The sequence below is a fragment of the Paraburkholderia sp. J94 genome (assembly GCF_905220285.1).
GTDB lineage: Bacteria > Pseudomonadota > Gammaproteobacteria > Burkholderiales > Burkholderiaceae > Paraburkholderia > Paraburkholderia tropica_A.
Window position 1 is genome coordinate 502980 of the sequence record NZ_CAJMZH010000004.1, and the last position, 25850, is coordinate 528829.

Sequence of the window (25850 nt, forward strand, 5' to 3'; positions counted from 1 at the left end):
TGGCCTAACCGCGCCGAAACGTGCCGAACCGCACCAATACGCGGCTCAGGAGCCTTTGAACGCGGCGGGCGCTTCGGCGGGCGACACCGGCACCGGCACGGCGGGTTCGAAGCTGCCGGCGGCGGGAATGCTGGAGCCGGCGGCCGTAGTCGGGACGCCGTTCTGACCGGACGAGCCCGGTTGCACGGGCAGCGCGGGAGACGGCGCGCCATTGACGCCCGAAGCGCCGGCCGCGGTGCGCGAATGGGCGCGGTGCTCGCGTTCGTTCACGAGGCGCTCGATGTCGCGGATTTCGCTCTTGTTGCCGCTCGGCGGCGCGCTGACGACCGTGCGGCGCTTGCGCTCGCTGGCCGCGAGCTTCGCCTTCTGTTCGTCGGAGAGTTCCTGATACGCCTTCCACGCGCGCTGACGCGCCTGTGCGGGCAGTTCCTTCGAGACCTGATAGTTTTCACGCGCGACGCGGCGCTGCTCGGGCGTCATGCGGACCCATTCGGCCATGCGCTCCTGCAAGCGCTTTTGCGCTTCGGGCGTCATTTTCGGGTAACGTGCGGCGATCCGCAGCCATTTGCGCTTGCGTTCGTCGCTGAAACGGTCCCATTCGCCGGCGAACGGCGCGAGTGCGACGCGCTGCGCGTCGCTCAGGCGCGACCAGGCGAGCGGACTGCCGTTGCCGGGCTGCGGCGCGGCGGCGGGCTCGACGGCGCTGGAGGCGGAACCGGGCGCGGGCGCGTTCGCCGCGTTGGCGGCTTCCGGCGCGGCGAGCTCGGGATGAAAGCGCGGGTAGGTTGCCGCGTACGACACCAGCGCCGCGACCACAGATCCAATGACAACGGCCAGGCCGCGCTTGTAACTCACCCCGACAATCCCCCGGTTTTTCGTGTTAGTGCGAGCGCGACAGGTACGCGTTGAAGCCGTGATCGAGATAGGCCGTGAGCGGCAGATCGTCGCTCAGCATGGCCGCGTCGATATCGGCGAGTTCCGCAGTACGTTGCTGGTCTTCGAAGTAGGCGATCGCGAAGAGGCCGGCCACCAGCGCGGCGAGCGGCCAGGCGAGCGCGAAGCGCGCGAGCGCCGAACGGCGGCGCGGCGCCGGCAGGCCGCCCGGCACGCCACCGATGGCGTCGACACCTGCGGCGGCCAGCGCCGGCGCGCGCACGAGCACCGGCTCGGCCTTCTTGCGGGCGAGCGCGGCCTTGCGGGCGGCGGACAATCGGACAGTGGTGGCAGAGGGCAGGCTGGCGGCGCTCTCGTCGAGCGCGCGGCGCAGCTCCTGCACGAACTCTAGTTCTTGTTTATCGATAGCGGAGCTCATAGCGTGATTCCTTTGGCCTTGAGCGCCTGAGCCAGCGTGTGCGTGGCCCGCGAGCAGTGCGTTTTCACACTGCCCTCGGAACAGCCCATGGCAGCGGCGGTTTCGGCGACATCCATATCTTCCCAGTAACGCATCAGAAACGCCTCCCGTTGACGTGCTGGCAATTTCTGGATTTCGTCGTCGATGAGCTGGAGGACCTGGGCGCGCTCCATTTGCTGCTCGCTGCTCTCCGCGCCGGGGGAGCCCGACTCGGCCTCGAAGGTTTCGAGCGGGTCGAAATCCTCGTCGTCGGCGCCGCTCAGCGAGGAGAACAGGCTCACCCACGTATTGCGTACTTTCTGCCGACGAAAATAGTCGTGCATCGTATTCTGCAGAATACGCTGGAAGAGCAGCGGGAGTTCGGCGGGGGTGCGGTCTCCGTATTTCTCGGCGAGCTTGATCATCGCGTCCTGCACGATGTCGAGCGAGGCGTCGTCGTCGCGCACGGCGTAGACCGTCTGCTTGAACGCGCGTCTTTCGACGCCCGCCAGGAAATCGGCGAGTTCCTTGTCTGATGCCATCCGTTGCAGGGCGCCGCCACCAGCGTACGCGTAATCGTTCGAAAAATGTCGTAAAACTCGCGGATGCTAGCAAATTTTCGCGCCGGCAGGTGAGCCGGCTGTCCGCGCAGCTGTTTCGCGTCAGGCCGGGCGCGGCTTGCGCGGGTGCGGCGGGGATCGTGTCCGGCGCCGCTGCCGCGCACTTTACCCGATCTGGAGCGTGTCGCGGCGTGCAAGTGCCACACTGGCGAATTCGGCACCCGCGCAACGTTTATGCCCGTCTTTCAAAAATGCGCGGCGAATCGGCAATAAGCGCTTGACCGAATGCTGTCGAGCCGCTATCTTCGACGGTTCGCAACATAAGTGACTGTCTCAATTGAGATGAGCCCAAGAAGCCCATCTGTCAACTGGACGCGCCGCTTGAACCCGAGCCACAAGCCCGGCAGAGAGCACCCGATCAATTTTTTGCCGAAAATTCGAAAGGTGAATGAATGAACATGCCTAGCGCGGAATTCTCCACGTCGGTCCCCCCCTCGCAAGAATCTGACCCTCAAGCTCACAACTCCATCGGCGGAACCGTGCTGATGAAGGCGCTCGCCGACGAGCAGGTCGAATTCATCTGGGGTTATCCCGGCGGCTCGGTGCTCTACATTTACGACGAGCTGTACAAGCAGGACAAAATCCAGCACGTTCTCGTGCGCCACGAACAGGCAGCCGTGCACGCGGCCGACGCCTATGCGCGTTCGACCGGCAACGTCGGCGTGTGTCTCGTGACCTCGGGTCCTGGCGTCACCAACGCGGTGACCGGCATCGCAACGGCCTACATGGATTCGATCCCGATGGTGATCATCAGCGGCCAGGTGCCGACTGCTGCCATCGGTCAAGATGCGTTCCAGGAGTGCGATACGGTCGGCATCACGCGTCCCTGCGTGAAGCACAACTTCCTCGTGAAGGACGTGCGCGACCTCGCCGCCACCGTCAAGAAAGCTTTCTACATTGCGCGCACCGGCCGTCCCGGCCCTGTGCTGATCGACATTCCGAAGGACGTGTCGAAGACGCCGTGCGCGTATGAACCGGTCAAGAGCGTGTCGCTGCGCTCGTACAACCCGGTCACCAAGGGCCACTCGGGGCAGATCCGCAAGGCGGTTTCGCTGCTCCTCTCGGCCAAGCGTCCGTACATCTACACCGGCGGCGGCATCATCCTCGCGGATGCGTCGCGCGAACTGAACCAGTTCGCCGACCTGCTCGGCTATCCGGTCACGAACACGCTGATGGGTCTGGGCGGCTATCGCGCAAGCGACCGCAAGTTCCTCGGCATGCTCGGCATGCACGGCACCTACGAAGCCAACATGGCGATGCAGCACTGCGACGTGCTGATCGCGATCGGCGCGCGCTTCGACGACCGCGTGATCGGCGACCCGGCGCACTTCGCGTCGCGTCCGCGCAAGATCATTCACATCGACATCGACCCCTCGTCGATCTCGAAGCGCGTGAAGGTCGATATCCCCATCGTCGGCGACGTCAAGGAAGTGCTCAAGGAGCTCATCGAGCAGCTTCAGCACGCCGAGCACGGCCCCGATACGGCGGCTCTGGCCGACTGGTGGAAGGACATCGAAGGCTGGCGTGAAAAGAACTGCCTGAAGTTCGACCGTTCGAGCGAGATCATCAAGCCGCAGTACGTGGTCGAAAAGGCGTGGGAACTCACGGGCGGCAACGCCTTCGTGTGTTCGGACGTCGGCCAGCACCAGATGTGGGCCGCGCAGTTCTACCGCTTCAACCAGCCGCGCCGCTGGATCAACTCCGGTGGTCTCGGCACGATGGGCTTCGGCCTGCCGGCGGCGATGGGCGTGAAGATGGCCCACCCCGACGACGACGTGCTGTGCATCACGGGCGAAGGCTCGATCCAGATGTGCATTCAGGAGCTGTCGACCTGCAAGCAGTACGACACGCCCGTGAAGATCATTTCGCTGAACAACCGCTACCTCGGCATGGTCCGCCAGTGGCAGCAGATCGAATACAGCAAGCGCTATTCGCATTCGTACATGGATGCGCTGCCTGACTTCGTGAAGCTCGCCGAAGCGTTCGGCCACGTCGGCATGCGGATCGAAAAGACGGCCGATGTGGAGCCGGCGCTCAAAGAAGCGCTGCGCCTGAAGGACCGCACGGTGTTCCTCGATTTCCAGACCGACCCTTCCGAAAACGTCTGGCCGATGGTTCAGGCCGGCAAGGGCATCACCGAGATGCTGCTCGGCTCGGAAGACCTGTAACGGTATTTGCACGGCGCCGTTCCAACCCCGCGCGGCGCGCGTCCACACAACGGGCGCGCGGGTTCGCGGGGAAGGGCGGCAGTCACGCTCAACTGGATAAATCGCGGATCACATCATGAGACACATCATTTCCGTTCTGCTGGAAAACGAGCCGGGCGCGCTGTCGCGCGTCGTCGGACTCTTCTCCGCACGCGGCTACAACATTGAAACCTTGACGGTGGCGCCGACCGAAGACCGTTCGCTGTCGCGCATGACCATCGTTTCCATTGGCTCGGACGACGTGATCGAACAGATCACGAAGCATCTGAACCGCCTGATCGAGGTGGTGAAAGTGGTCGACCTTACCGAGGGCGCCCACATCGAGCGCGAGCTAATGCTGATCAAGGTAAGGGCGGTCGGCAAGGAACGTGAGGAGATGAAGCGGATGGCGGATATTTTCCGTGGCCGCATCATCGACGTCACCGAAAAGACCTACACGATCGAACTGACGGGTGCGAGCGACAAGCTCGACGCGTTCATCGAGGCGCTCGACGCCACCGCGATTCTCGAAACCGTCCGCACGGGCGGCTCGGGCATCGGGCGCGGAGAGCGCATTCTGAAGGTGTGACCCGACTCAGTCGATCTTGCACCGAAACTTGACCGGATGCGTTTTTGATCGCATCCGGTGCAGCAAAGCTAATAGCAGTACCGAAATTCACCAGACTCTCGCCAAGGAACCAACATGAAAGTTTTCTACGACAAGGACGCCGATCTCTCCCTCATCAAGGGCAAGCAGGTCACGATCATCGGTTACGGCTCGCAAGGCCACGCACACGCGCTGAACCTGAAAGACAGCGGCGTGAACGTCACCGTCGGTCTGCGCAAGAACGGCGCATCGTGGAGCAAGGCTGAGAACGCCGGCCTCCAGGTCAAGGAAGTGGCCGAAGCGGTGAAGAGCGCCGACGTCGTCATGATGCTGCTGCCGGACGAGCAGATCGCCGACGTCTACGCGAAGGAAGTCCACGCGAACATCAAGAACGGCGCAGCCCTCGCATTCGCGCACGGCTTCAACGTTCACTACGGCGCTGTGATCCCGCGTGCGGATCTGGACGTCATCATGATCGCGCCGAAGGCTCCGGGCCACACGGTTCGCGGTACGTACTCGCAAGGCGGCGGCGTGCCCCACCTGATCGCTGTCCACCAGGACAAGTCGGGCGCAGCACGTGACATCGCCCTGTCGTACGCAGCAGCGAACGGCGGCGGCCGTGCCGGCATCATCGAAACGAACTTCCGCGAAGAAACCGAAACCGACCTGTTCGGCGAACAAGCCGTGCTGTGCGGCGGTACGGTCGAGCTGATCAAGGCTGGCTTCGAAACGCTGGTGGAAGCGGGCTACGCGCCGGAAATGGCGTACTTCGAGTGCCTGCACGAACTGAAGCTGATCGTCGACCTGATCTATGAAGGCGGCATCGCCAACATGAACTACTCGATCTCGAACAACGCCGAATACGGCGAATACGTGACGGGCCCGCGCGTCGTCACGGCAGAGACGAAGAAGGTCATGAAGGACGTCCTCAAGGACATCCAGACCGGCGAATACGCCAAGAGCTTCATCCTGGAAAACAAGGCCGGCGCACCGACGCTGCAATCGCGCCGCCGCCTGGGCGCCGAGCACCAGATCGAAACGGTCGGTGCAAAGCTGCGCGCGATGATGCCGTGGATCGCCGCAAACAAGCTCGTCGACCAGTCGAAGAACTAATCTGACGGACTGAGTACGACCTCGCGTGCGGTTTTGCGCCGCTTCGCGACAACGAGTACCAACAAAAGCCGCCCAGGTGGGACGAACCCTGGGCGGCTTTTGCTATCCTACGGTTTTTAAAATAACAGCGAAGCCACCATGAATTACCCTCATCCGATCATCGCGCGCGAAGGCTGGCCGTTCATCGCCATTGCGGCCGTCGTGGCGCTCTTGATCCATGCGGTCGCAGGCTTCGGACTCGCATGGCCGTTCTGGCTGATCCTGATCTTCGTCGTCCAGTTCTTCCGCGATCCGCCCCGCCCGATTCCCACCCAGGCCAACGCCGTCCTGTGCCCCGCCGACGGCCGCATCGTCGCCGTGGAAACCGCGCACGACCCGTATGCCAACCGTGAAGCGCTGAAGATCAGCGTGTTCATGAACGTCTTCAATGTCCACTCGCAACGCTCGCCCGTCGACGGCGCCGTCGCGAAGGTCGAATATTTCCCGGGCGCGTACCTGAACGCCGCCATCGACAAGGCGTCGACCGAGAACGAACGCAACGCCGTCGTGCTGACGATGGCCGACGGTACGACCGTCACCTCGGTGCAGATCGCCGGCCTGATCGCCCGCCGCATTCTTTGCTACGTGCGCGCAGGCGAGCCGCTCTCGCGCGGCCAGCGCTACGGCTTCATCCGCTTCGGCTCGCGCGTCGACGTGTATCTGCCGGTGGGTAGCCGTCCGCGCGTGTCGATCGGCGAGAAGGTGTCCGCCTCGTCGACGATCCTCGCCGAATTGCCGACCCAATCGGCATAAGGAGGGCAGGTATGGCCGGATTCAAACCGCGTCGTCCCCGCAATCCCGCTGGCGGCCCGCTGCCGCGCCCGTTTCGCCGCAACAAGGCGGTTCAGGAGCAGGTCGGCGTGGCGGCGAGCCGTCGTGCCGCGCGCCAGGATTTCCTGAAGAAGCGCGGCATTTATCTGCTGCCCAATGCGTTCACGACGGCCGCGCTGTTCTGCGGCTTCTTCGCGGTCGTGCAGGCGATGAACGTGCGCTTCGAAGTGGCGGCCATCGCCATTTTCGTCGCGATGGTGCTCGACGGCATGGACGGGCGCGTCGCGCGCATGACGCACTCGCAGAGCGCGTTCGGCGAGCAGTTCGACAGCCTGTCGGACATGGTGTCGTTCGGCGTCGCGCCGGCGCTCGTGATGTACGAGTGGGTGCTGAAGGATCTCGGGCGCTGGGGCTGGCTCGCGGCCTTCGTCTACTGCTCGGGCGCGGCGCTGCGGCTCGCGCGCTTCAACACCAACATCGGTTCGGTGGACAAGCGCTTCTTCCAGGGCCTGCCGAGCCCGGCCGCCGCGGCGCTGATCGCCGGTTTCGTCTGGCTCGCGACCGATAACCGCGTGCCGGTGAAACTGTCGTGGCTGCCGTGGGTCGCCTTCGTGCTGACGATTTACGCGGGCGTGACGATGGTGTCGAACGCGCCGTTCTACAGCGGCAAGGCGCTCGACGTGCGGCATCGCGTGCCGTTCGCGGCCACGCTGCTCGTGGTGGTGGCGTTCGTGCTGGTGTCGTCGGATCCGCCGCTGATGCTGTTCGGCCTGTTCGTGCTCTACGGTCTCTCGGGCTATGTGTTCTGGGCATACCAGGGCCTGCGCGGGCGCGCCAATCCGGCGCGGTCGTCGCCGCGCGAGCGCTAGGGAGCGCCAGGGCGGGCGGTTTTTTCCGCCGGATACACGATGAAAGGGCCACGCGCGAGCGCGGCCCTTTTTCTTTTTCCGACGCCACGGCGCCGCCACGCGTGCGCTGGTCGTATCGGATTGCGCTATCGCCGGTTTCCGGCTATAGTCGGCTGATGGACACCATCCAGTTCCCCCTCTTTTCCCTTCAAGCCGGCGCGCTGCTAAGCACGCTAGCGCTAGCGCGCCTGCCGCGCTGATCTCGCTCGCCCTCCGTAAGCCTCGTTCATTGTCAGCGTCGCCATCGGTGGCGCGAACACCCAAAATCCGTTTTTAGACACTGAACAAGTCCCCCCCGGAGACCCAAAATGGCAGCAGACAAGCTCATCATTTTCGATACGACGTTGCGTGACGGCGAGCAGTCGCCCGGTGCGTCGATGACGAAGGAAGAGAAAATCCGCATCGCGAAGCAGCTCGAGCGGATGAAAGTCGACATCATCGAAGCGGGCTTCGCGGCCAGCTCGAACGGCGATTTCGACGCGATCCACACGATCGCCGGCATGATCAAGGACAGCACGATCTGCTCGCTCGCACGTGCGAACGACAAGGACATCCAGCGCGCCGCCGACGCGCTCAAGCCCGCCGACCATTTCCGCATTCACACCTTCATCGCCACGTCGCCGCTGCACATGGAGAAGAAGCTGCGCATGTCGCCGGAACAGGTGCTCGAACAGGCGAAGCTGTCGGTGCGTTTCGCGCGCAAGTTCACCAACGACGTGGAGTTCTCGCCGGAAGACGGCAGCCGTTCGGACATGGACTTCCTGTGCCGCGTGCTCGAAGCCGTCATCAACGAAGGTGCGACCACGATCAACATCGCCGATACGGTCGGCTACGGCGTGCCGGAACTCTACGGCAACCTCGTGAAGACGCTGCGCGAGCGCATTCCGAACTCGGACAAGGCCGTGTTCTCGGTGCACTGCCATAACGACCTCGGCATGGCCGTGGCGAACTCGCTGGCCGGCGTGCAGATCGGCGGCGCGCGTCAGGTCGAGTGCACGATCAACGGTCTCGGCGAGCGCGCGGGCAATACCTCGCTCGAAGAAATCGTCATGGCCGTGAAGACCCGCAAGGACTACTTCGGCCTCGACCTCGGTATCGACACGACGCAGATCGTGCCGGCCTCGAAGCTCGTCTCGCAGATCACCGGTTTCGTGGTGCAGCCGAACAAGGCGGTGGTGGGCGCGAACGCGTTCGCGCACGCGTCGGGCATTCACCAGGACGGCGTGCTCAAGGCGCGCGACACCTACGAAATCATGCGCGCGGAAGATGTGGGCTGGACCGCGAACAAGATCGTGCTCGGCAAGCTCTCGGGCCGCAACGCGTTCAAGCAGCGTCTCCAGGAACTCGGCGTGCAGCTCGAAAGCGAAGCCGAACTCAACAGCGCGTTCGCCCGCTTCAAGGAACTCGCCGACCGCAAGTCGGAGATTTTCGACGAAGACATCATGGCGATCGTCACCGAGGAATCGGCCGAGCAGCAAGAGAAGGAACATTACAAGTTCATCGCGCTCTCGCAGCGTTCGGAAACCGGTGAGCGCCCGCACGCGCGCATCGTGTTCTCGGCGGACGGTTCGGAAGTCACGGGCGAAGCCGCGGGCAACGGCCCGGTCGACGCGACCTTTAACGCGATCGAAACCGAAGTGGGCAGCGGCTCGGAACTGCTGCTTTACTCGGTGAACGCGATCACGACCGGCACGCAGGCGCAGGGCGAAGTGACGGTGCGTCTGTCGAAGGGCGGCCGCATCGTGAACGGCGTGGGCACGGACCCGGACATCGTCGCGGCATCGGCCAAGGCGTATATCTCGGCGCTCAACAAGCTCTACTCGTCGGACACGAACAAGCTCAATCCGCAGCTGTCGTAAGCGCTTGAGCGGCGCGTCGCTGCGTGCGGCGCGCGCCAATGAAAAACCCCCGCGTTCGCGAGAGCGCGGGGGTTTTGTTTTGCGGCTCGCTGATCGGACCCGGTCGGATCAGCCCGGTCGGATCAGAAGTGGGCGCGCACATCCGGGTCGTGCAGCGGATCGGGCGTTTTCTGCGTGAGGCGCAGGATGCCCTGATCGTCGAAATAGAAGCTGTAGAGCATGTACCAGACGCCGTCTTCCAGATAGCGGTAAGTCCACGCTTCCTTCTTCATCAGCGGGAAATAGGCGGTTTCGACGGGGCGGCCGAAGTTCACGAGCACATCGGTGCGGGTCCATTTGCCGATCTCGGCCTTGTAGAACTCGTTCGGCTGCAGCACCTGGCGCACGTTGACGACCTTGCCGTTCTTGTCGATGTCGGCGGCCGTGGTGACTTCGCCCATCGGCTGCGTCGGCCACATCAGGCGCTTGCCGCCGTCGGGCAAATCGTAGACTTCGCGCGGCTGGCCGAAGCGGGCGATCACGGCCTGGGCGTCGTCGCCCGCGTGGAACTGTTGCCACGGCTGCGCGCAGCCCGCGAGCGCGAGCGCGCCGAGGCCCGCGAGCAGGGCGCGGCGCGGCGTGCGCGGAATCCGGTGCGTCAGTGCGGCTCGTGTGCTCAGTGCGGTGAGCGTGGAGAAAAGGCGGTCGAACATGGGGACTCCCCGAGGGCGCCGTCGCGGCGGCGCGCGCGCAAGCTGCGCTGCGCCGTGCGTGATGGAGCCGAATATGGAACCGTTATTTTGACACGTCGCGATGACGGCGGGCTTGCGGGCGTGCGTCGGTGCGCCCTATGATCCGCGCTTCATTCGAGTTTGCGAAGCGAGAGGGCAGAGCGCATGACGGCACGATTCACGCGATTTTTCACCCGCGCTCCGGCGCTGTTGACGCTGGCGGCGTTCATGAGCGTGGCGGCGTCCGGCGCGGCGAATGCCGCCAACGTCGTCAACGCGGCGGCGGCAACCGGCAAGCCGATCCCGCTCGCGCTGATCGAAGGCATGTCCGGCCCGTTCGCCGATGCGGGCGCGGCGGTCGAGCGCAATCTGCGTTTCGGCGTCGAGCGCGTGAACGCGCAGGGCGGCGTGGCGCTGCCCGACGGGCGGCATCCGCTCGAACTGGTCGTGCTCGACAGCAAGGGCAGCACCGAAGCCGCGCTGATGCAGCTGCGCGCGGCGCAGGACCGCCATATCGGCTTCGTCATGCAGGGCAACAGCTCGGCGGTGGCGGCGGCGCTGGTGACGGCCATCGACCGTCAGAACACGCGCGAGCCCGACAACCGCGAGCTGTTCCTCAACTATTCCGCCGACGATCCCGCGCTCACCAACGCGAATTGCAGCTACTGGCACTTCCGCTTCGACGCCCACGCGGGCATGCGCATGGACGCGCTCGCCGACGTGATCGCCGCCGACAAGTCGGTCAAGAAGGTCTATCTGCTCAATCAGGACTACAGCTTCGGCCACGACGTGAGCACGCTCGCGCGCTCGGCGCTGGCGAAGGATCGGCCCGATATCGCGGTCGTCGGCGACGAGTTTCATCCGATCGGGCGCGTGAAGGATTTCGCGCCGTATATCGCGAAGATCCGCGCGGCGGGCGCCGATGCGGTCGTCACGGGCAACTGGGGCAACGACCTGACGCTGCTGGTGAAGGCGGCGCGCGAGCAGGGTCTCGACGCGAAGTTCTACACCTTCTACGGCAACAGCCTCGGCGCTCCGGCGGCGCTCGGCGACGCGGGCGTCAAGCACGTGATCGCCGTGGCCGACTGGCACCCGAACGCGGGCGGCGCGGCCTCCGACGCGTGGTACAAGGCATTCCGCGCGCGCTATCCGGCGGCTCAGGACGACTACCCGGTGCTGCGCATGTCGATGATGGTCGAGATGCTCGCGCAGGCGATGACGAAGGCCGGTTCGGCCGATCCGGCGGCGGTGGCGAAGGCGCTCGAAGGGCTGCGCTTCGACAACGGCTTCCATCCGATCCTGATGCGCGCCGACGACCATCAGGCGATCCAGCCCCTTTACGTCATGCAGATGGACAAGCAGGGCGCGCCGGGCGTGCGCTACGACAACGAGGGCTCGGGCTACGGTTTCCGCACCGTGCTGGCGCTGCCGGCGGAGCGCACGGCGCCCGCGACGGTCTGCACGATGAAGCGCCCGTGAACGCGTTGTGAATCCGGGGTGACAGGCGGGCTCGCGGCGTATCGGCGCTGTGCTACAATACGCGCCTTGTCGAAAATCTCGGCAAGGCTGTACCGCAGTAAAGCTGTAGCAAAAACCTCGTAGTTGCAACTAACCACGGCACGGCCGTTCTTCCGTGACCGCTTGTTTGTTTCAAAGGAAAAGCAAATGTCCGTAGCAGATATCAAGAAGTCCGACATCGTCGCGCAATTCGCACGCGGCACCGGCGACACGGGTTCGCCCGAAGTTCAGGTTGCACTCCTGACGTCGCGTATCAACGAACTGACGGGCCACTTCAAGTCGCACGCCAAGGATCACCACAGCCGTCGTGGCCTGCTGCGCATGGTTAGCCGCCGTCGCAAGCTGCTCGACTACCTGAAGGGTAAGGACGCTGATCGTTACCGCGCTCTGATCGAAAAGCTGGGTCTGCGCAAGTAACCGGAAGGTCTTCCAGAAAGATGCCTGTGTCAGTTCCACTGATACAGGCATTTTGTTTTTGAACGGTACGCTTCTCGCGATGCGTGCCGGTTAGCGGTACAAGGCAGCACAAGGCAACACAAGGCAGTACAAACAAGGCAGTAGTGCAGCACCAAGCAGCCAGGGCCGGACTTCGGGGCAGAGCTTTGTGTCATTCCAGCAGATCGTGCGCGGCCAATGGCCGCGAGGGCGCGCCCAACGCACCCGCGCGCTCCGCTGGAATGGCATAACACTCCTCTTCCCGCGCGGTGCCGGAACCTTGGCTTGCCGTGACGTCCGCGTGTGCGGGCGCCGCATAACAAATGAGTAAGGAGTGAGTGACCATGACCATGTTCAATAAAGTCGTGAAGGAATTCAAATGGGGCCAGCACAATGTGCGCCTCGAAACCGGTGAAATCGCCCGTCAGGCGAGCGGCGCCGTCATCGTCGACGTCGAAGACACCGTGGTGCTCGCGACCGTCGTCGGCGCCAAGACCGCGAAGCCGGGTCAAGACTTCTTCCCGCTCACCGTCGATTACCTCGAAAAGACCTATTCGGCCGGCAAGATCCCCGGCGGTTTCTTCCGCCGCGAAGGCCGTCCGTCGGAAGGCGAAACGCTGATTTCGCGCCTGATCGACCGTCCGCTGCGTCCGCTGTTCCCGGAAGGCTTCTACAACGAAGTCCAGGTCGTGATCCACGTCCTGTCGATCAACCCGGAAGTCCCGGCTGACATCCCCGCGCTGATCGGCGCGTCGGCTGCGCTGGCGATCTCGGGTCTGCCGTTCAACGGCCCGGTCGGCGCCGCACGCGTGGCCTACATCAACAACGAATACGTCCTGAACCCGACGCGTTCGCAAAGCAAGCAGTCGAGCCTCGACCTCGTGGTCGCCGGCACGGAGCGTGCGGTGCTGATGGTGGAATCGGAAGCCGATCAGCTGCCGGAAGACGTGATGCTCGGCGCGGTCGTGTTCGGCCACGAGCAGATGCAAACGGCGATCGACGCGATCCACGAACTGGTTCGCGACGGCGGCAAGCCCGAGTGGGACTGGCAGCCGGCCCCGAAGAACGAAGCGCTGATCGCACGCGTGACGGAAATCGCTCACAGCGACCTGCTCGCCGCGTACCAGCTGCGCGACAAGCAACAGCGTTCGGCCAAGCTGAAGGAAGTCTACGCAGCAACGTCGGCGAAGCTCGAAGAAGACGCAGCGGCTGCTGGCACCGTCGCGGCCGACAAGGCTTCGGTGGGCAACGTCCTGTTCGACCTCGAAGCGAAGATCGTCCGTTCGCAGATCCTGAACGGCGAGCCGCGTATCGACGGCCGTGACACGCGCACGGTCCGCCCGATCGAAATCCGCACCGGCGTGCTGCCGCGCACCCACGGTTCGGCGCTGTTCACGCGCGGCGAAACGCAGGCGCTGGTCGTCGCGACGCTCGGCACGAAGGGCGACGAGCAGATCATCGACGCGCTCGAAGGCGAGTACCGCGACCGCTTCATGCTCCACTACAACATGCCTCCGTTCGCGACCGGCGAAACGGGCCGTGTTGGTTCGCCGAAGCGCCGTGAAGTCGGCCACGGCCGTCTGGCCAAGCGTGCGCTCGTCGCATGCCTGCCGAGCGCCGAAGAATTCGGCTACTCCATCCGCGTCGTTTCGGAAATCACCGAATCGAACGGTTCGTCGTCGATGGCTTCGGTCTGCGGCGGCTGCCTCGCGCTGATGGACGCCGGCGTGCCGATGAAGGCGCACGTCGCGGGCATCGCGATGGGCCTGATCCTCGAAGACAACAAGTTCGCGGTGCTGACCGACATCCTCGGCGATGAAGATCACCTCGGCGACATGGACTTCAAGGTGGCGGGTACGGAAGCTGGCGTGACCGCGCTGCAGATGGACATCAAGATCCAGGGCATCACCAAGGAAATCATGCAGGTCGCGCTCGCGCAAGCGCACGAAGCCCGTCTGCATATCCTCGGCAAGATGACCTCGGCGGTGTCGGGCGTGAACACGGAGCTGTCGGCTTACGCTCCGCGCATGATCACCATCAAGATCAACCCGGAAAAGATCCGCGACGTGATCGGCAAGGGCGGTTCGGTGATCCGCGCGCTGACGGAAGAAACCGGCACGACCATCGACATCTCGGACGACGGCGTCGTGACGATCGCTTCGACCTCGAGCGAAGGCATGGCCGAAGCGAAGAAGCGCATCGAGAACATCACGGCTGAAGTCGAAGTCGGTCAGGTGTACGAAGGCGCGGTTCTGAAGCTGCTGGACTTCGGCGCGATCGTGAATCTGCTGCCGGGCAAGGATGGCCTGCTGCACATCTCCGAAATCGCCAACGAGCGCATCAAGGACATCAACGACTACCTGAAGGAAGGCCAGATCGTCAAGGTCAAGGTCATCCAGACGGACGAGAAGGGTCGTGTGCGTCTGTCGGCGAAGGCACTGCTCAACGAGCAAGCCAACGGCGGCGCACCGCAAGGCGAACCGCAGCAGTAAGGCGGCAAGTCTGAAACGGCCGGCAGCGCGATGAGCGCGCCGGCCGTTTTTTTATGAGAATGTCGGAAGGGATTGCCGTGCGTCCGCAGCGCGGGCGCGACACCATTCAAGCCGGGGCGCGAAGCCCTTGGGAGACGCGAGATGAAGGCCGTTGAGATAACCGAATTCGGTGCGCCGGACGTGCTCAAGCTGACCGAACGCCCGACCCCCGAGCCGAAGGCCGGTGAGGTGCTGATCAAGGTGAGCGCGTCGGGCGTGAATCGTCCGGACGTGTTCCAGCGCAAGGGTTCGTACGCGCCGCCGCCGGGCATTTCCGATCTGCCGGGCCTCGAAGTTGCGGGCGAGATCGTCGGCGGCAACATCGACGAAAAGCACAATCCGTTCGGCCTGAGGATCGGCGACCGCGTGTGCGCGCTGATCGCGGGCGGCGGTTACGCCGAATACGCGGTCGCGCCGCTCGGCCAGTGTCTGCCGGTGCCGCAGGGTCTGACCGATGTCGAGGCGGCGTCGCTGCCCGAGACGTTCTTCACGGTGTGGAGCAACGTGTTCCAGCGCGCGCAGCTCGGCAAGGGCGAGGGCGGCGAGAACGAAACGCTGATGGTGCAGGGCGGTTCGAGCGGCATCGGCGTGACGGCGATCCAGATCGCGCATGCGCTCGGTTTCCGCGTGTTCGCGACCGCGGGCTCGGACGACAAGTGCCGTGCCTGCGAGGCGCTCGGCGCGGAGCGGGCGATCAACTATCGCACCGAGGACTTCGTCGAGGTCGTGAAGTCGCTCACGCACGACCGCGGCGTGGACGTGATTCTCGACATGGTCGCGGGCGGCTACGTGCCGCGCGAACTGTCGGCGCTCGCGACCGGCGGGCGCATCGTGCTGATCGCGACGCTCGGCGGCTCGAAGTCGGAGCTCAACATGGGCGAGATCCTGCGCCGCCGCCTGACGATCACGGGCTCGACGCTGCGTGCCCGTTCGGTCGAGTTCAAGGCGCAGATCGCGCAGGAACTGAAGGCGAATGTGTGGCCGCTGATCGAAGAGGGCCGCATCAAACCGGTCGTTTTCAAGGTGTTCCCGGCCGCGCAGGCCGCCGAGGCGCACGCGCTCATGGAGAGCAGCGAGCACATCGGCAAGATTGTGCTCGACTGGTCGTAATCGGCCGAACACTCCGCGAATGCGCGGCATCGAGCCGCCGAAACGGGTTCATGCTTGATTTTTCGGGGCTTTTTTGGCGCTTTTTCGGCGCGTTTTTTCGTGGATCGGGCGCCGCGCGGTTTGACCCGTCAGGATTACGCGCAGTAAAATGTTGTGTTTTGCGTCCGCTTTTAACAGCAACCGAAACAATGACGAATCAACGATCGAAGCTCGTAGTCGGTAACTGGAAGATGCATGGCCGCCTGGCGGCCAATGTGGCACTGCTCGAAGGCGTCGCGCAAGGCGCGCAGACGCTGCCCGCCGGCGCGCGCGTCGGCGTGTGCGTGCCGTTCCCTTATCTCGCGCAGGCTCAGGCGTTGCTCGGCGGCAGCCGGGTTGTGTGGGGCGCGCAGGACGTGTCGGCGCACGAACAGGGCGCTTACACGGGCGAAGTCGCGGCCGGCATGGTCGCCGACTTCGAGGCGGGTTTCGCGATCGTTGGTCACTCGGAGCGCCGCGCGTATCACGGCGAAAGCTCGGAGCTCGTCGCGGTCAAGACGCAGCGCGCGCTGGCGGCCGGCATCACGCCGATCGTCTGCGTGGGCGAAACGCTGGAACAGCGCGAAAGCGGCGCGACCGAGCAGGTCGTCGGCGCGCAGCTCGATGCGGTGCTGGCGGTGTTGTCGGTGGAAGAGGCGGCGCGCATCGTTGTCGCGTACGAGCCGGTCTGGGCCATTGGTACGGGCAAGAGCGCAAGCTCGGAGCAGGCGCAGCAGGTGCACGCGTTCCTGCGCGCGAAGCTGGCGGCGAAGGGCGCGCAAGTGGCCGACGTGCCGCTGCTCTACGGCGGCAGCGTGAAGCCGGACAACGCGGCGGAGCTGTTCCGTCAGGCCGACATCGACGGCGGCCTGATCGGCGGCGCGGCGCTGAAGGCGCAGGATTTTCTCGCGATCTGCGCGGCCGCTGCGGCGGGCGTGAGCCTCGCGGGCTGAAGGTAAAGCCAGGCCAGTGTGCGGCGCTCTAGCGGGCGCCGGGCGCGGGCAGCATATGCGGCTGTCTCAGGGGAGGCAGGCGCTCAACAAGGACTCAGGTGAGTGTGATGCTGTATTTGAAAACGTTGATTATCGTCGTTCAGCTTCTGTCGGCGCTCGGGGTGATCGGCCTCGTTCTGCTGCAGCACGGCAAGGGCGCCGACATGGGCGCGGCCTTCGGCAGCGGCGCGTCGGGCAGCCTGTTCGGCGCGAGCGGTTCGGCCAACTTCCTGTCGCGGACTACTGCAGTTCTCGCAACAGTTTTTTTCCTGTCGACGCTTGCGCTAACCTACTTGGGGTCGTATCATGCGAAGCCTTCGGCGGGTGTGTTGGGTGCTTCGGCTCCTGCCCCGGTCGTGGCCTCGGCTCCGGTCGCTGCAAGCCTTACCGCAGCGCCTGTCGCAAGCGCTCCGGCAGCGGCTTCGGCAGCATCGAGCAGCGGTAACGACGTACCGAAATAAATTCAAAAAACTTGTTTTTGTGCATTGAACAAACGTCAGGAACAAGTTAGAATTTAAGTCTTGAAGCGATTCGCGGGTTTCAATAAATTGTTGTCCCGGATTGCATGCAGTGCCGACGTGGTGAAATTGGTAGACACGCTATCTTGAGGGGGTAGTGGCGAAAGCTGTGCGAGTTCGAGTCTCGCCGTCGGCACCAAATGTATCTACAAAATGCCAGCCGCTTGCTTCAGCTTCGGCTGGCATTTTTGCTTTATACGTCGTGTTTGTTTCGTTCGCAGCGCGAAGTCGTAAAGTGATTCCCGCAGAGCGACATCGTGTGTTCCTGCGGAACCTCAGAACCAACCGATAGAGGATAGCCTTGAACCTCGCTACCTATTACCCCGTCCTGTTGTTCCTTCTTGTAGGTCTTGGTCTGGGCGTAGCGCTGGTATCAATCGGCAAGATCCTCGGTCCCAACCGGCCCGACAGCGAAAAGAATTCTCCGTACGAGTGCGGCTTCGAAGCGTTCGAAGACGCGCGCATGAAGTTCGATGTACGGTATTACCTCGTGGCCATTCTCTTCATCATCTTCGATCTCGAAACGGCATTCCTGTTCCCGTGGGGCGTAGCCCTGCGCGATATCGGCTGGCCGGGCTTTCTGTCGATGATGGTGTTTCTGCTCGAATTCCTGCTGGGCTTTGCCTACATCTGGAAGAAAGGTGGTCTCGACTGGGAATGACGGGTTAATCGCCGGTTAGCATGGGCGGCACTGTGGGGACAACTGCAGGCCGTCCGCTGGAGTGGAAAGCACATGAGTATCGAAGGGGTCTTGAAGGAAGGGTTTGTCACCACCACGGCTGACAAACTGATCAACTGGACGCGCACCGGCTCCCTGTGGCCGATGACGTTCGGGCTGGCGTGTTGCGCGGTCGAAATGATGCACGCGGGCGCGGCCCGCTACGACCTCGACCGCTTCGGCGTGGTGTTCCGTCCGAGCCCGCGCCAGTCCGACGTCATGATCGTGGCCGGCACGCTCTGCAACAAGATGGCGCCCGCGCTGCGCAAGGTCTACGACCAGATGGCCGAACCGCGCTGGGTGATCTCGATGGGGTCGTGTGCCAATGGCGGCGGCTACTATCATTATTCGTATTCGGTCGTGCGCGGTTGTGACCGCATCGTGCCGGTCGACGTCTATGTGCCAGGCTGCCCGCCTACCGCGGAAGCTCTGGTCTATGGGGTGATCCAGTTGCAGGCGAAGATTCGCCGCACCAGCACCATCGCCCGTCAATAAAGGCCAAGCGCCTCCCCACAATATGGCAAGCAAACTCGAGACCCTGAAAGCGAACCTCGAAGCGGCCCTTGGTGCGCGCATCGTCACTCTCACTGAAAAGCTCGGTGAGTTGACCTTGGTCATAAAGGCGGTAGATTACCTGAACGTAGCGCAGGAACTCCGCGACAATGCGTCGCTCCGCTTCGAGCAGTTGATGGACCTGTGCGGCGTCGACTATCAAACGTACGGTGACGGCGCGTGGGAAGGCCCGCGCTTCGCGGCCGTGTCGCATCTGCTCTCCCTCACGAACAACTGGCGTCTGCGCCTGCGCGTCTACGCGCCGGACGACGACGTGCCTATCGTGCCTTCGCTCGTCGACATCTGGAGTTCGGCCAACTGGTACGAGCGCGAAGCGTTCGACCTGTTCGGCATCGTCTTCGAAGGCCACCCCGACCTGCGCCGCATCCTGACCGACTACGGTTTCATCGGCCATCCGTTCCGCAAGGACTTCCCCGTCTCCGGCTACGTCGAAATGCGTTACGACCCGGAGCAGAAGCGCGTGGTCTACCAGCCGGTCACCATCGAGCCGCGCGAAATCACGCCGCGCGTGATCCGCGAGGATCGGTACGGCGGTCTGAGGAAACACTAAGAGGGTCGCATGTCAGAGATCAAGAACTACACGCTCAACTTCGGCCCGCAGCACCCGGCAGCGCACGGTGTGCTGCGCCTCGTGCTCGAGCTCGACGGCGAAGTGATCCAGCGCGCCGATCCGCACATCGGCCTGCTGCACCGCGCGACCGAAAAGCTCGCCGAAAGCAAGACCTTCCTGCAGTCGGTGCCGTACATGGACCGTCTCGACTATGTGTCGATGATGGTCAACGAGCACGGCTACGTGATGGCGATCGAAAAGCTGCTCGGCATCGAAGTGCCGATCCGCGCGAAATACATCCGCGTCCTGTTCGACGAAATCACGCGCGTGCTGAACCACCTGATGTGGATCGGCTCGCACGGTCTCGACGTGGGCGCGATGGCGGTGTTCCTCTACGCGTTCCGCGAACGCGAAGATCTGATGGACGTCTACGAGGCGGTGTCGGGCGCGCGCATGCACGCGGCTTACTACCGTCCGGGCGGCGTCTATCGCGATCTGCCGGACGCCATGCCGCAATACAAGGCGTCGAAAATCCACAACGAGAAGGCGCTCGCCAAGATGAACGAGGCGCGCCAGGGCTCGCTGCTCGATTTCATCGACGACTTCTTCACGCGCTTCCCGGCTTGCGTCGACGAGTACGAAACGCTGCTCACCGACAACCGTATCTGGAAGCAGCGTCTCGTGGGCATCGGCGTGGTGAGCCCCGAGCGTGCGATGCAGCTCGGTCTGTCGGGCGCGATGCTGCGTGGTTCGGGCATCGAGTGGGACCTGCGCAAGAAGCAGCCGTACGAAGTCTACGACCAGCTCGATTTCGACATTCCGGTCGGCGTGAACGGCGATTGCTACGACCGTTATCTCGTCCGCGTGGAAGAGATGCGTCAATCGACCCGTATTGCGAAACAGTGCATTGAGTGGCTGCGCAAGAATCCGGGTCCCGTGATGGTCGACAATCACAAGGTTGCGCCGCCGTCGCGCGTGAACATGAAGTCGAACATGGAAGAGCTGATTCACCACTTCAAGCTCTTCACCGAAGGCTTCCATGTGCCCGAAGGCGAGGCCTACGCAGCAGTGGAACATCCGAAGGGTGAATTCGGCATCTACCTGGTGTCGGATGGCGCGAACAAGCCGTATCGTCTGAAGATCCGCGCCCCGGGTTACGCCCACCTGGCCGCGCTGGACGAAATGGCGCGCGGTCACATGATTGCCGACGCGGTCACGATCATCGGCACGCAGGATATCGTGTTCGGCGAAATCGACCGCTAAGGCAGCAACAGCCGGTGCGCCCCCGAAGCAAGAGGAGGCGCGCCGCGCGAGAATACCGGGAACACCACGTCTGCCGCAGCGAGCAGTGCGCTACACGCGCGGCAGGGTTGTGTCTGGTGTGAAATGAATTAACGAGCCGTGACAGAAAATGATCTCAGCTGAAGGCCTGAAAGAAATCGATCGCGCGTTGTCGAAGTACCCCGCCGATCAGCGACAGTCCGCCGTGATGGCGGCTTTGGCCGTTGCTCAGGAAGAGCATGGCTGGCTGTCCCCCGAACTCATGCAGTTCGTGGCCGACTACATCGGCATGCCGCCGGTGGCCGTCGAGGAAGTCGCCACGTTCTACACGATGTTCGAGACGAAGCCCGTCGGCAAGCACAAGATCACGCTCTGCACGAATCTGCCGTGCCAGCTCGGCCCCGATGGCGGCTCGGAGAGCGCCGCCGACTACCTGAAGCAGAAGCTCGGTATCGACTTCGGCGAAACCACGTCCGACGGCAAGTTCACCTTGAAAGAAGGTGAGTGCATGGGCGCGTGCGGCGACGCACCGGTGATGCTTGTGAACAACCACCGCATGTGCAGCTTCATGAGCCGCGAGAAGATCGACCAGCTGCTCGAGGAGCTTTCGAAATGACTTCGTTGCACGACCGTCACATCAAACCGCTGATTCTCGCGGGCCTCAACGGCGAGAACTGGCATCTCGAAGATTACGTCGCGCGCGGCGGCTACAAGCAGCTGCGCCGCATTCTCGAAGAGAAGATTCCGCCCGAGCAGGTGATCGCCGACGTCAAGGCCGGCGGTCTGCGCGGCCGCGGCGGCGCGGGTTTCCCGACCGGCCTGAAGTGGAGCTTCATGCCGCGTCAGTTCCCGGGGCAGAAGTACCTCGTCTGCAATTCGGACGAAGGCGAGCCGGGCACGTTCAAGGACCGCGACATCCTGCGCTGGAATCCGCATGCCGTGATCGAAGGCATGGCGATCGGCGCCTACGCGATGGGCATCACCGTCGGCTACAACTACATCCACGGTGAGATCTTCGAGGTCTATCGCCGCTTCGAGGCTGCGCTGGAAGAAGCGCGTCAGGCGGGCTACCTCGGCGACAACATTCTGGGCACCGACTTCACGTTCCAGCTGCACGCGCACCACGGTTACGGCGCGTATGTCTGCGGCGAAGAAACGGCGCTGCTCGAATCGCTCGAAGGCAAGAAGGGCCAGCCGCGCTTCAAGCCGCCGTTCCCGGCGAGCTTCGGCGTGTACGGCAAGCCCACCACGATCAACAACACCGAGACGTTCGCGGCGGTGCCCTTCCTGCTGACCGTCGGTCCGCAGACCTACATGGAACTGGGCAAGCCGAACAACGGCGGCACCAAGATCTTCTCGATCTCGGGCGACGTCGAGCGTCCGGGCAACTATGAGATCCCGCTCGGTACGCCGTTCGCGACGCTCATGGAACTCGCCGGCGGCGTGCGTGGCGGCAAGAAGCTGAAGGCCGTGATTCCGGGCGGTTCGTCGGCGCCGGTCATTCCGGGCGACCTGATGATGCAGACCGACATGGACTACGACTCGATCGCCAAGCAGGGCTCGATGCTCGGCTCGGGCGCGGTCATCGTCATGGACGAAACGCGCTGCATGGTGCGCTCGCTGCTGCGTCTCTCGTACTTCTACTACGAAGAGTCGTGCGGCCAGTGCACGCCGTGCCGCGAAGGCACGGGCTGGCTGTACCGCGTGGTGAACCGTATCGAGCACGGCCTCGGCCGCCAGGAAGACCTGGATCTGCTGAACTCGGTCGCGGGCAACATCATGGGCCGCACGATCTGCGCGCTGGGCGACGCAGCGGCCATGCCGGTGCGCGGCATGCTCAAGCATTACTGGGACGAATTCGAATATCACGTGCACAACAAGCGCTGTCTCGTCGGCGGACATGCCGGCTCGCACGCGGCCTCGGAATCGGTGGCTGCCTGAGGGCAAGAGACGTAAGCGTTAGCGCGTTGTGCGCGGGCCGCGTGGCTCGACGCAACGGGGTAGACCGCTGTGAAATTGAGCGGTAACAGGTTAGGGACGATTAACCATCATGGTTGAACTTGAAATAGACGGCAAGAAGGTGCAGGTGCCCGAGGGCAGCATGGTGATCCAGGCCGCGCAGCGGGTGGACACGTACATCCCGCACTTCTGCTATCACAAGAAGCTGTCGATCGCGGCCAACTGCCGGATGTGTCTCGTCGATGTCGAGAAGATGCCGAAGGCCGTGCCCGCGTGCGCGACGCCGGTGTCGCAAGGCATGATCGTGCGCACGACGTCCGACAAGGCCGTGCAGGGTCAGCAAGCCGTGATGGAATTCCTGCTGATCAACCACCCGCTGGACTGCCCGATCTGCGATCAGGGCGGCGAATGCCAGCTGCAGGATCTGGCGGTGGGCTACGGCAAGTCGGCGTCGCGCTACAGCGAAGAAAAGCGCGTGGTGTTCCACAAGAACGTGGGCCCGCTCATCTCGATGGAAGAGATGTCGCGCTGCATCCACTGCACGCGCTGCGTGCGCTTCGGCGACGAGATCGCCGGCGTGATGGAACTCGGCATGCTCGGCCGCGGCCAGCATTCGGAAATCAGCACCTTCCTCGGCAAGACCGTCGACTCGGAACTGTCGGGCAACATGATCGACCTGTGCCCGGTGGGCGCGCTCACGAGCAAGCCGTTCCGCTTCTCGGCGCGTACCTGGGAACTGTCGCGCCGCAAGTCGGTGAGCCCGCACGACGGCACGGGCGCGAACCTCGTCGTGCAGGTCAAGAACAACCGCGTGATGCGCGTGCTGCCGTTCGAGAACGAAGCCATCAACGAATGCTGGATTTCCGATAAGGAGCGCTTCGCCTACGAAGGCCTGAACAGCGAAGACCGCCTCACGCACCCGATGATCAAGCAGGGTGGCGAGTGGGTGGAAACCGACTGGCAGACCGCGCTCGAATACGTGGTGAAGGGCATCAAGGGCATCAGCGACGAACACGGCGAAAACCATCTCGCCATGCTCGCGAGCCCGCACAGCACCGCTGAAGAACTCTATCTGGTCAAGCAGCTCGCCGACGCGATCGGCACGCCGAACGTCGACTTCCGTCTGCGTCAGAGCGACTTCTCGGCGCCGCTTTCGGGCGCGCCGTGGCTCGGCACGAAGATCGCCGAACTCTCGCTCGCCGACTCGGCGCTCGTGATCGGCTCGTTCCTGCGCCGCGACCACGCGCTGTTCGCCGCGCGTCTGCGCCAGGCCGCCAAGGGCGGCGCGCAGATCACGCTGCTCAACGCCACGGCGGACGGCTCGCTGATCCCGAACGCGCAGCGCATCGTCGCCGCGCCGTCGGCATGGCTCGACGAACTCGCCACGATCGCGGCCGCCGTGTCGGAAGCGAAGGGCGTGGCACTGCCGGAAGCCTTCGCGGGCACGCAGTCGAACGACGCCGCCAAACAGGTCGCCGCTTCGCTCTCGACGGGCGAGCGCCGCTTCGTGCTGATCGGCAACGCGGTTGTGCAGCATCCCGATTTCGCGCTGCTGCACGCGGCCGCGCAGTTCATCGCCGAACACACGGGCGCGACGCTCGGCTTCCTCACGGAAGCGGCCAACACGGTCGGCGCGCACCTCGTGGGCGCATTGCCGGGCCGCGACGGCCTGAATGCACGCGAAGCGTTCGAGCAGCCGCGCAAGGGCTATCTGCTGTTCAACGTCGAACCGGAATTCGACACGGTCAACCCGGCTGCCGCGCGCGCCGCGCTCGCGCAGGCCGAGATGGTCGCCGTGTTCTCGCCGTACAAGACCGGTCTCGATTACGCGGACGTGCTGCTGCCGATCGCGCCGTTCACGGAAACCTCGGGTACGTTCGTGAACGCCGAAGGCACGGTGCAGACCTTCAACGGCGTGGTGCGCCCGCTCGGCGACACGCGTCCGGCCTGGAAGGTCCTGCGCGTGCTGGGCACGCTCATGAAGCTGCCCGGCTTCGAATACGAAACCGCCGACGAAGTGCGCCGCAAGGCTCTCGGCGACGGCAGCTTCGACGCACGTCTGTCGAACAAGGCCGTGGCGCAGGTTGCGCGCGGCAGCGTGGCGAAGGCCGCGGAAGGCCGCTTCGAGCGCGTCGCCGACGTGCCCATCTACAGCGCCGACCCGATCGTGCGCCGTGGCGAAGCCCTGCAACTCACGATGGCGGCCCGCGTGGCGAACACGGTCGGCCTGCCGGCAGCGCTGTTCGATCAGCTCGGCCTGAAGGAAGGCGACGCCGTGCGCGTGCGCCAGGGCGACCTGTCGGTGACCGCGCCGGCAACGCGCGATGCGAATCTTGCGCCGACGGCGGTGCGCGTGTCGGCGGCCACGCCGGCCGGCGCGCAGCTCGGCAGCCTGTTCGGTGAACTGCTGGTGGAGAAGGCGTAAATGAGCTTGTTCGATACGATCAATGCAGGCGGCAGCCAGCTGCTCGGCGTGGCCTGGCCCACGGTCTGGGCGCTGGTGCGCATTCTCGTCGTCGCGGTGGTGATCCTGCTGTGCGTGGCGTACCTGATCCTCTGGGAGCGCAAGCTGATCGGCTGGATGCACGTGCGTCTCGGCCCGAACCGCGTCGGTCCCGGCGGCCTGCTGCAGCCGATCGCCGACGTGCTGAAGCTGCTGCTCAAGGAAGTCATTCAGCCCGCGCAGGCGAGCCGCTGGGTCTACATGGTCGCACCGGTCATGGTGGTGGTGCCGGCCTTCGCGGTCTGGGCGGTGATTCCGTTCCAGGCGGGCGCGGTGCTCGGCAACATCAACGCCGGTCTGCTCTACGTGATGGCGATCTCGTCGATCGGCGTCTACGGCGTGATTCTCGCGGGCTGGGCCTCGAACTCGAAGTACGCGTTCCTCGGCGCGATGCGCGCCGCGGCGCAGATGGTTTCGTACGAAATCGCGATGGGCTTCGCGCTCGTCGTGGTGCTGATGGTGTCGGGCAGCCTGAACCTCTCGGACATCGTCCAGGGCCAGATGCGCGGCATGTTCGCGAACTGGGGCATCACGTTCCTCTCGTGGAACTGGCTGCCGCTGCTGCCGATGTTCGTCGTCTACTTCATCTCGGGCATCGCCGAAACGAACCGCCACCCGTTCGACGTGGTGGAAGGGGAGTCGGAAATCGTCGCGGGTCACATGGTCGACTATTCGGGGATGGGCTTCGCGCTGTTCTTCCTCGCCGAGTACATCAACATGATCGTGATCTCGGCGCTGGCGTCGGTGCTGTTCCTGGGCGGCTGGAGCGCGCCGTTCGCGTTCCTCGACTTCATCCCGGGCGTGTTCTGGCTCGTGCTGAAGGTCTTCTGCCTGCTGTCGGTGTTCATCTGGGCGCGCGCAACGTTCCCGCGCTACCGCTATGACCAGATCATGCGTCTGGGCTGGAAGGTGTTCATTCCGGTCTGCGTGGTGTGGCTGATCGTGGTCGGCTTCTGGTATATGTCGCCGCTGAGCATCTGGAAATAAGGGGCGAACGAAAC

Annotated in this window: 24 protein-coding genes and 1 tRNA gene; 21 read left to right on the plus strand and 4 right to left on the minus strand. The window is 64.0% G+C overall.

Annotated features, from left to right (window positions below):
* Positions 1 to 45: 45 nt before the first annotated feature.
* Genes U4Y88_RS10935 through U4Y88_RS10945 form a run of 3 tightly spaced genes read right to left on the minus strand, consistent with a single transcriptional unit; the run spans position 46 to position 1872 of the window.
* Positions 46 to 855 carry a DUF3106 domain-containing protein gene (locus tag U4Y88_RS10935; RefSeq protein ID WP_321783836.1) on the minus strand — a complete coding sequence of 270 codons (810 nt, stop codon included), beginning with the start codon at positions 853 to 855 and terminating at the stop codon, positions 46 to 48.
* A 25-nt stretch (positions 856 to 880) separates the two neighbouring features.
* Positions 881 to 1312, minus strand: coding sequence for a DUF3619 family protein (locus tag U4Y88_RS10940; RefSeq protein ID WP_321783838.1), 432 nt, complete (start codon positions 1310 to 1312; stop codon positions 881 to 883).
* Positions 1309 to 1872 (minus strand): RNA polymerase sigma factor, encoded by a 564-nt coding sequence (locus U4Y88_RS10945; protein WP_224017009.1) that lies wholly within the window; start codon positions 1870 to 1872, stop codon positions 1309 to 1311. Before U4Y88_RS10945 ends, U4Y88_RS10940 begins: the two co-directional genes overlap by 4 nt.
* A 470-nt stretch (positions 1873 to 2342) precedes the next feature.
* Here U4Y88_RS10945 and U4Y88_RS10950 point away from each other — a divergent pair, with 470 nt between their 5' ends.
* The 6 genes from U4Y88_RS10950 to U4Y88_RS10975 all read left to right on the plus strand — a co-directional run bounded on the left by U4Y88_RS10950 (position 2343) and on the right by U4Y88_RS10975 (position 9433).
* Positions 2343 to 4118: an acetolactate synthase 3 catalytic subunit gene (locus U4Y88_RS10950; RefSeq protein ID WP_224017012.1), complete on the plus strand. Its 1776-nt coding sequence runs from the start codon at positions 2343 to 2345 to the stop codon at positions 4116 to 4118.
* A gap of 115 nt (positions 4119 to 4233) precedes the next feature.
* Positions 4234 to 4725 (plus strand): acetolactate synthase small subunit, encoded by a 492-nt coding sequence (gene ilvN, locus U4Y88_RS10955; RefSeq protein WP_091998307.1) that lies wholly within the window; start codon positions 4234 to 4236, stop codon positions 4723 to 4725.
* Between the two features lie 114 nt (positions 4726 to 4839).
* Positions 4840 to 5856 carry a ketol-acid reductoisomerase gene (ilvC, locus tag U4Y88_RS10960; protein WP_028218528.1) on the plus strand — a complete coding sequence of 339 codons (1017 nt, stop codon included), beginning with the start codon at positions 4840 to 4842 and terminating at the stop codon, positions 5854 to 5856.
* A gap of 138 nt (positions 5857 to 5994) precedes the next feature.
* On the plus strand, positions 5995 to 6648 hold the full coding sequence (locus U4Y88_RS10965) for a phosphatidylserine decarboxylase (protein WP_035534386.1): 654 nt from the start codon (positions 5995 to 5997) through the stop codon (positions 6646 to 6648).
* An 11-nt stretch (positions 6649 to 6659) separates the two neighbouring features.
* The gene (pssA, locus tag U4Y88_RS10970) at positions 6660 to 7535 is read left to right on the plus strand and encodes a CDP-diacylglycerol--serine O-phosphatidyltransferase (RefSeq protein ID WP_224017015.1); all 876 of its coding nucleotides are present in this window, start codon (positions 6660 to 6662) and stop codon (positions 7533 to 7535) included.
* 347 nt (positions 7536 to 7882) lie between these two features.
* The gene (locus U4Y88_RS10975) at positions 7883 to 9433 is read left to right on the plus strand and encodes a 2-isopropylmalate synthase (RefSeq protein WP_310633579.1); all 1551 of its coding nucleotides are present in this window, start codon (positions 7883 to 7885) and stop codon (positions 9431 to 9433) included.
* Between the two features lie 122 nt (positions 9434 to 9555).
* Here the strand turns inward: U4Y88_RS10975 and U4Y88_RS10980 are convergent, their stop codons facing one another.
* Positions 9556 to 10125: a hypothetical protein gene (locus tag U4Y88_RS10980; RefSeq protein WP_321783840.1), complete on the minus strand. Its 570-nt coding sequence runs from the start codon at positions 10123 to 10125 to the stop codon at positions 9556 to 9558.
* Between the two features lie 183 nt (positions 10126 to 10308).
* Between U4Y88_RS10980 and U4Y88_RS10985 the strand changes: the two genes are divergently transcribed.
* The 15 genes from U4Y88_RS10985 to nuoH all read left to right on the plus strand — a co-directional run bounded on the left by U4Y88_RS10985 (position 10309) and on the right by nuoH (position 25836).
* Positions 10309 to 11622: a branched-chain amino acid ABC transporter substrate-binding protein gene (locus U4Y88_RS10985; RefSeq protein ID WP_321783842.1), complete on the plus strand. Its 1314-nt coding sequence runs from the start codon at positions 10309 to 10311 to the stop codon at positions 11620 to 11622.
* Between the two features lie 186 nt (positions 11623 to 11808).
* Entirely contained in the window at positions 11809 to 12078 is a 270-nt protein-coding gene (gene rpsO / locus U4Y88_RS10990) for a 30S ribosomal protein S15 (protein WP_027795476.1), read from the plus strand.
* A 362-nt stretch (positions 12079 to 12440) separates the two neighbouring features.
* On the plus strand, positions 12441 to 14588 hold the full coding sequence (gene pnp, locus U4Y88_RS10995; RefSeq protein WP_224017024.1) for a polyribonucleotide nucleotidyltransferase: 2148 nt from the start codon (positions 12441 to 12443) through the stop codon (positions 14586 to 14588).
* A 141-nt stretch (positions 14589 to 14729) separates the two neighbouring features.
* The gene (locus U4Y88_RS11000; RefSeq protein WP_321783844.1) at positions 14730 to 15737 is read left to right on the plus strand and encodes an NAD(P)H-quinone oxidoreductase; all 1008 of its coding nucleotides are present in this window, start codon (positions 14730 to 14732) and stop codon (positions 15735 to 15737) included.
* A gap of 188 nt (positions 15738 to 15925) precedes the next feature.
* Complete coding sequence (tpiA, locus tag U4Y88_RS11005; RefSeq protein ID WP_321783846.1) at positions 15926 to 16708, plus strand: triose-phosphate isomerase; 783 nt, start codon at positions 15926 to 15928, stop codon at positions 16706 to 16708.
* A 107-nt stretch (positions 16709 to 16815) separates the two neighbouring features.
* Positions 16816 to 17208 carry a preprotein translocase subunit SecG gene (secG, locus tag U4Y88_RS11010; RefSeq protein ID WP_074984820.1) on the plus strand — a complete coding sequence of 131 codons (393 nt, stop codon included), beginning with the start codon at positions 16816 to 16818 and terminating at the stop codon, positions 17206 to 17208.
* Between the two features lie 111 nt (positions 17209 to 17319).
* Positions 17320 to 17404 (plus strand) — tRNA-Leu (locus U4Y88_RS11015).
* A gap of 162 nt (positions 17405 to 17566) precedes the next feature.
* Positions 17567 to 17926 (plus strand): NADH-quinone oxidoreductase subunit A, encoded by a 360-nt coding sequence (locus U4Y88_RS11020; RefSeq protein WP_065064571.1) that lies wholly within the window; start codon positions 17567 to 17569, stop codon positions 17924 to 17926.
* A 72-nt stretch (positions 17927 to 17998) separates the two neighbouring features.
* On the plus strand, positions 17999 to 18478 hold the full coding sequence (locus tag U4Y88_RS11025; RefSeq protein WP_027819582.1) for a NuoB/complex I 20 kDa subunit family protein: 480 nt from the start codon (positions 17999 to 18001) through the stop codon (positions 18476 to 18478).
* 22 nt (positions 18479 to 18500) lie between these two features.
* A complete protein-coding gene (locus U4Y88_RS11030; RefSeq protein ID WP_224017031.1) occupies positions 18501 to 19106 on the plus strand; it encodes an NADH-quinone oxidoreductase subunit C in 606 nt (201 codons plus the stop codon).
* A gap of 9 nt (positions 19107 to 19115) precedes the next feature.
* Positions 19116 to 20369 carry an NADH-quinone oxidoreductase subunit D gene (locus U4Y88_RS11035; RefSeq protein ID WP_224017032.1) on the plus strand — a complete coding sequence of 418 codons (1254 nt, stop codon included), beginning with the start codon at positions 19116 to 19118 and terminating at the stop codon, positions 20367 to 20369.
* Positions 20370 to 20517: 148 nt separating this feature from the next.
* Positions 20518 to 21003, plus strand: a complete 486-nt coding sequence (gene nuoE, locus U4Y88_RS11040; RefSeq protein ID WP_065064576.1) for an NADH-quinone oxidoreductase subunit NuoE — start codon at positions 20518 to 20520, stop codon at positions 21001 to 21003.
* Positions 21000 to 22328, plus strand: coding sequence for an NADH-quinone oxidoreductase subunit NuoF (gene nuoF / locus U4Y88_RS11045; RefSeq protein WP_065064579.1), 1329 nt, complete (start codon positions 21000 to 21002; stop codon positions 22326 to 22328). Before nuoE ends, nuoF begins: the two co-directional genes overlap by 4 nt.
* 109 nt (positions 22329 to 22437) lie before the next feature.
* Positions 22438 to 24771 carry an NADH-quinone oxidoreductase subunit NuoG gene (gene nuoG, locus U4Y88_RS11050; protein ID WP_321783848.1) on the plus strand — a complete coding sequence of 778 codons (2334 nt, stop codon included), beginning with the start codon at positions 22438 to 22440 and terminating at the stop codon, positions 24769 to 24771.
* Positions 24772 to 25836 (plus strand): NADH-quinone oxidoreductase subunit NuoH, encoded by a 1065-nt coding sequence (nuoH, locus tag U4Y88_RS11055; protein WP_224017037.1) that lies wholly within the window; start codon positions 24772 to 24774, stop codon positions 25834 to 25836.
* Positions 25837 to 25850 lie beyond the last annotated feature (14 nt).

Coding starts and splice junctions, on each gene's coding strand:
- U4Y88_RS10940 (WP_321783838.1), bottom strand. CDS start 1,312: ATGAGCTCCGCTATCGATAAACAAGAACTAGAGTTCGTGCAGGAGCTG.
- U4Y88_RS10945 (WP_224017009.1), bottom strand. CDS start 1,872: ATGGCATCAGACAAGGAACTCGCCGATTTCCTGGCGGGCGTCGAAAGA.
- U4Y88_RS10950 (WP_224017012.1), top strand. CDS start 2,343: ATGAACATGCCTAGCGCGGAATTCTCCACGTCGGTCCCCCCCTCGCAA.
- ilvN (WP_091998307.1), top strand. CDS start 4,234: ATGAGACACATCATTTCCGTTCTGCTGGAAAACGAGCCGGGCGCGCTG.
- ilvC (WP_028218528.1), top strand. CDS start 4,840: ATGAAAGTTTTCTACGACAAGGACGCCGATCTCTCCCTCATCAAGGGC.
- U4Y88_RS10965 (WP_035534386.1), top strand. CDS start 5,995: ATGAATTACCCTCATCCGATCATCGCGCGCGAAGGCTGGCCGTTCATC.
- pssA (WP_224017015.1), top strand. CDS start 6,660: ATGGCCGGATTCAAACCGCGTCGTCCCCGCAATCCCGCTGGCGGCCCG.
- U4Y88_RS10975 (WP_310633579.1), top strand. CDS start 7,883: ATGGCAGCAGACAAGCTCATCATTTTCGATACGACGTTGCGTGACGGC.
- U4Y88_RS10980 (WP_321783840.1), bottom strand. CDS start 10,125: ATGTTCGACCGCCTTTTCTCCACGCTCACCGCACTGAGCACACGAGCC.
- U4Y88_RS10985 (WP_321783842.1), top strand. CDS start 10,309: ATGACGGCACGATTCACGCGATTTTTCACCCGCGCTCCGGCGCTGTTG.
- rpsO (WP_027795476.1), top strand. CDS start 11,809: ATGTCCGTAGCAGATATCAAGAAGTCCGACATCGTCGCGCAATTCGCA.
- pnp (WP_224017024.1), top strand. CDS start 12,441: ATGACCATGTTCAATAAAGTCGTGAAGGAATTCAAATGGGGCCAGCAC.
- U4Y88_RS11000 (WP_321783844.1), top strand. CDS start 14,730: ATGAAGGCCGTTGAGATAACCGAATTCGGTGCGCCGGACGTGCTCAAG.
- tpiA (WP_321783846.1), top strand. CDS start 15,926: ATGACGAATCAACGATCGAAGCTCGTAGTCGGTAACTGGAAGATGCAT.
- secG (WP_074984820.1), top strand. CDS start 16,816: ATGCTGTATTTGAAAACGTTGATTATCGTCGTTCAGCTTCTGTCGGCG.
- U4Y88_RS11025 (WP_027819582.1), top strand. CDS start 17,999: ATGAGTATCGAAGGGGTCTTGAAGGAAGGGTTTGTCACCACCACGGCT.
- U4Y88_RS11030 (WP_224017031.1), top strand. CDS start 18,501: ATGGCAAGCAAACTCGAGACCCTGAAAGCGAACCTCGAAGCGGCCCTT.
- U4Y88_RS11035 (WP_224017032.1), top strand. CDS start 19,116: ATGTCAGAGATCAAGAACTACACGCTCAACTTCGGCCCGCAGCACCCG.
- nuoE (WP_065064576.1), top strand. CDS start 20,518: ATGATCTCAGCTGAAGGCCTGAAAGAAATCGATCGCGCGTTGTCGAAG.
- nuoF (WP_065064579.1), top strand. CDS start 21,000: ATGACTTCGTTGCACGACCGTCACATCAAACCGCTGATTCTCGCGGGC.
- nuoG (WP_321783848.1), top strand. CDS start 22,438: ATGGTTGAACTTGAAATAGACGGCAAGAAGGTGCAGGTGCCCGAGGGC.
- nuoH (WP_224017037.1), top strand. CDS start 24,772: ATGAGCTTGTTCGATACGATCAATGCAGGCGGCAGCCAGCTGCTCGGC.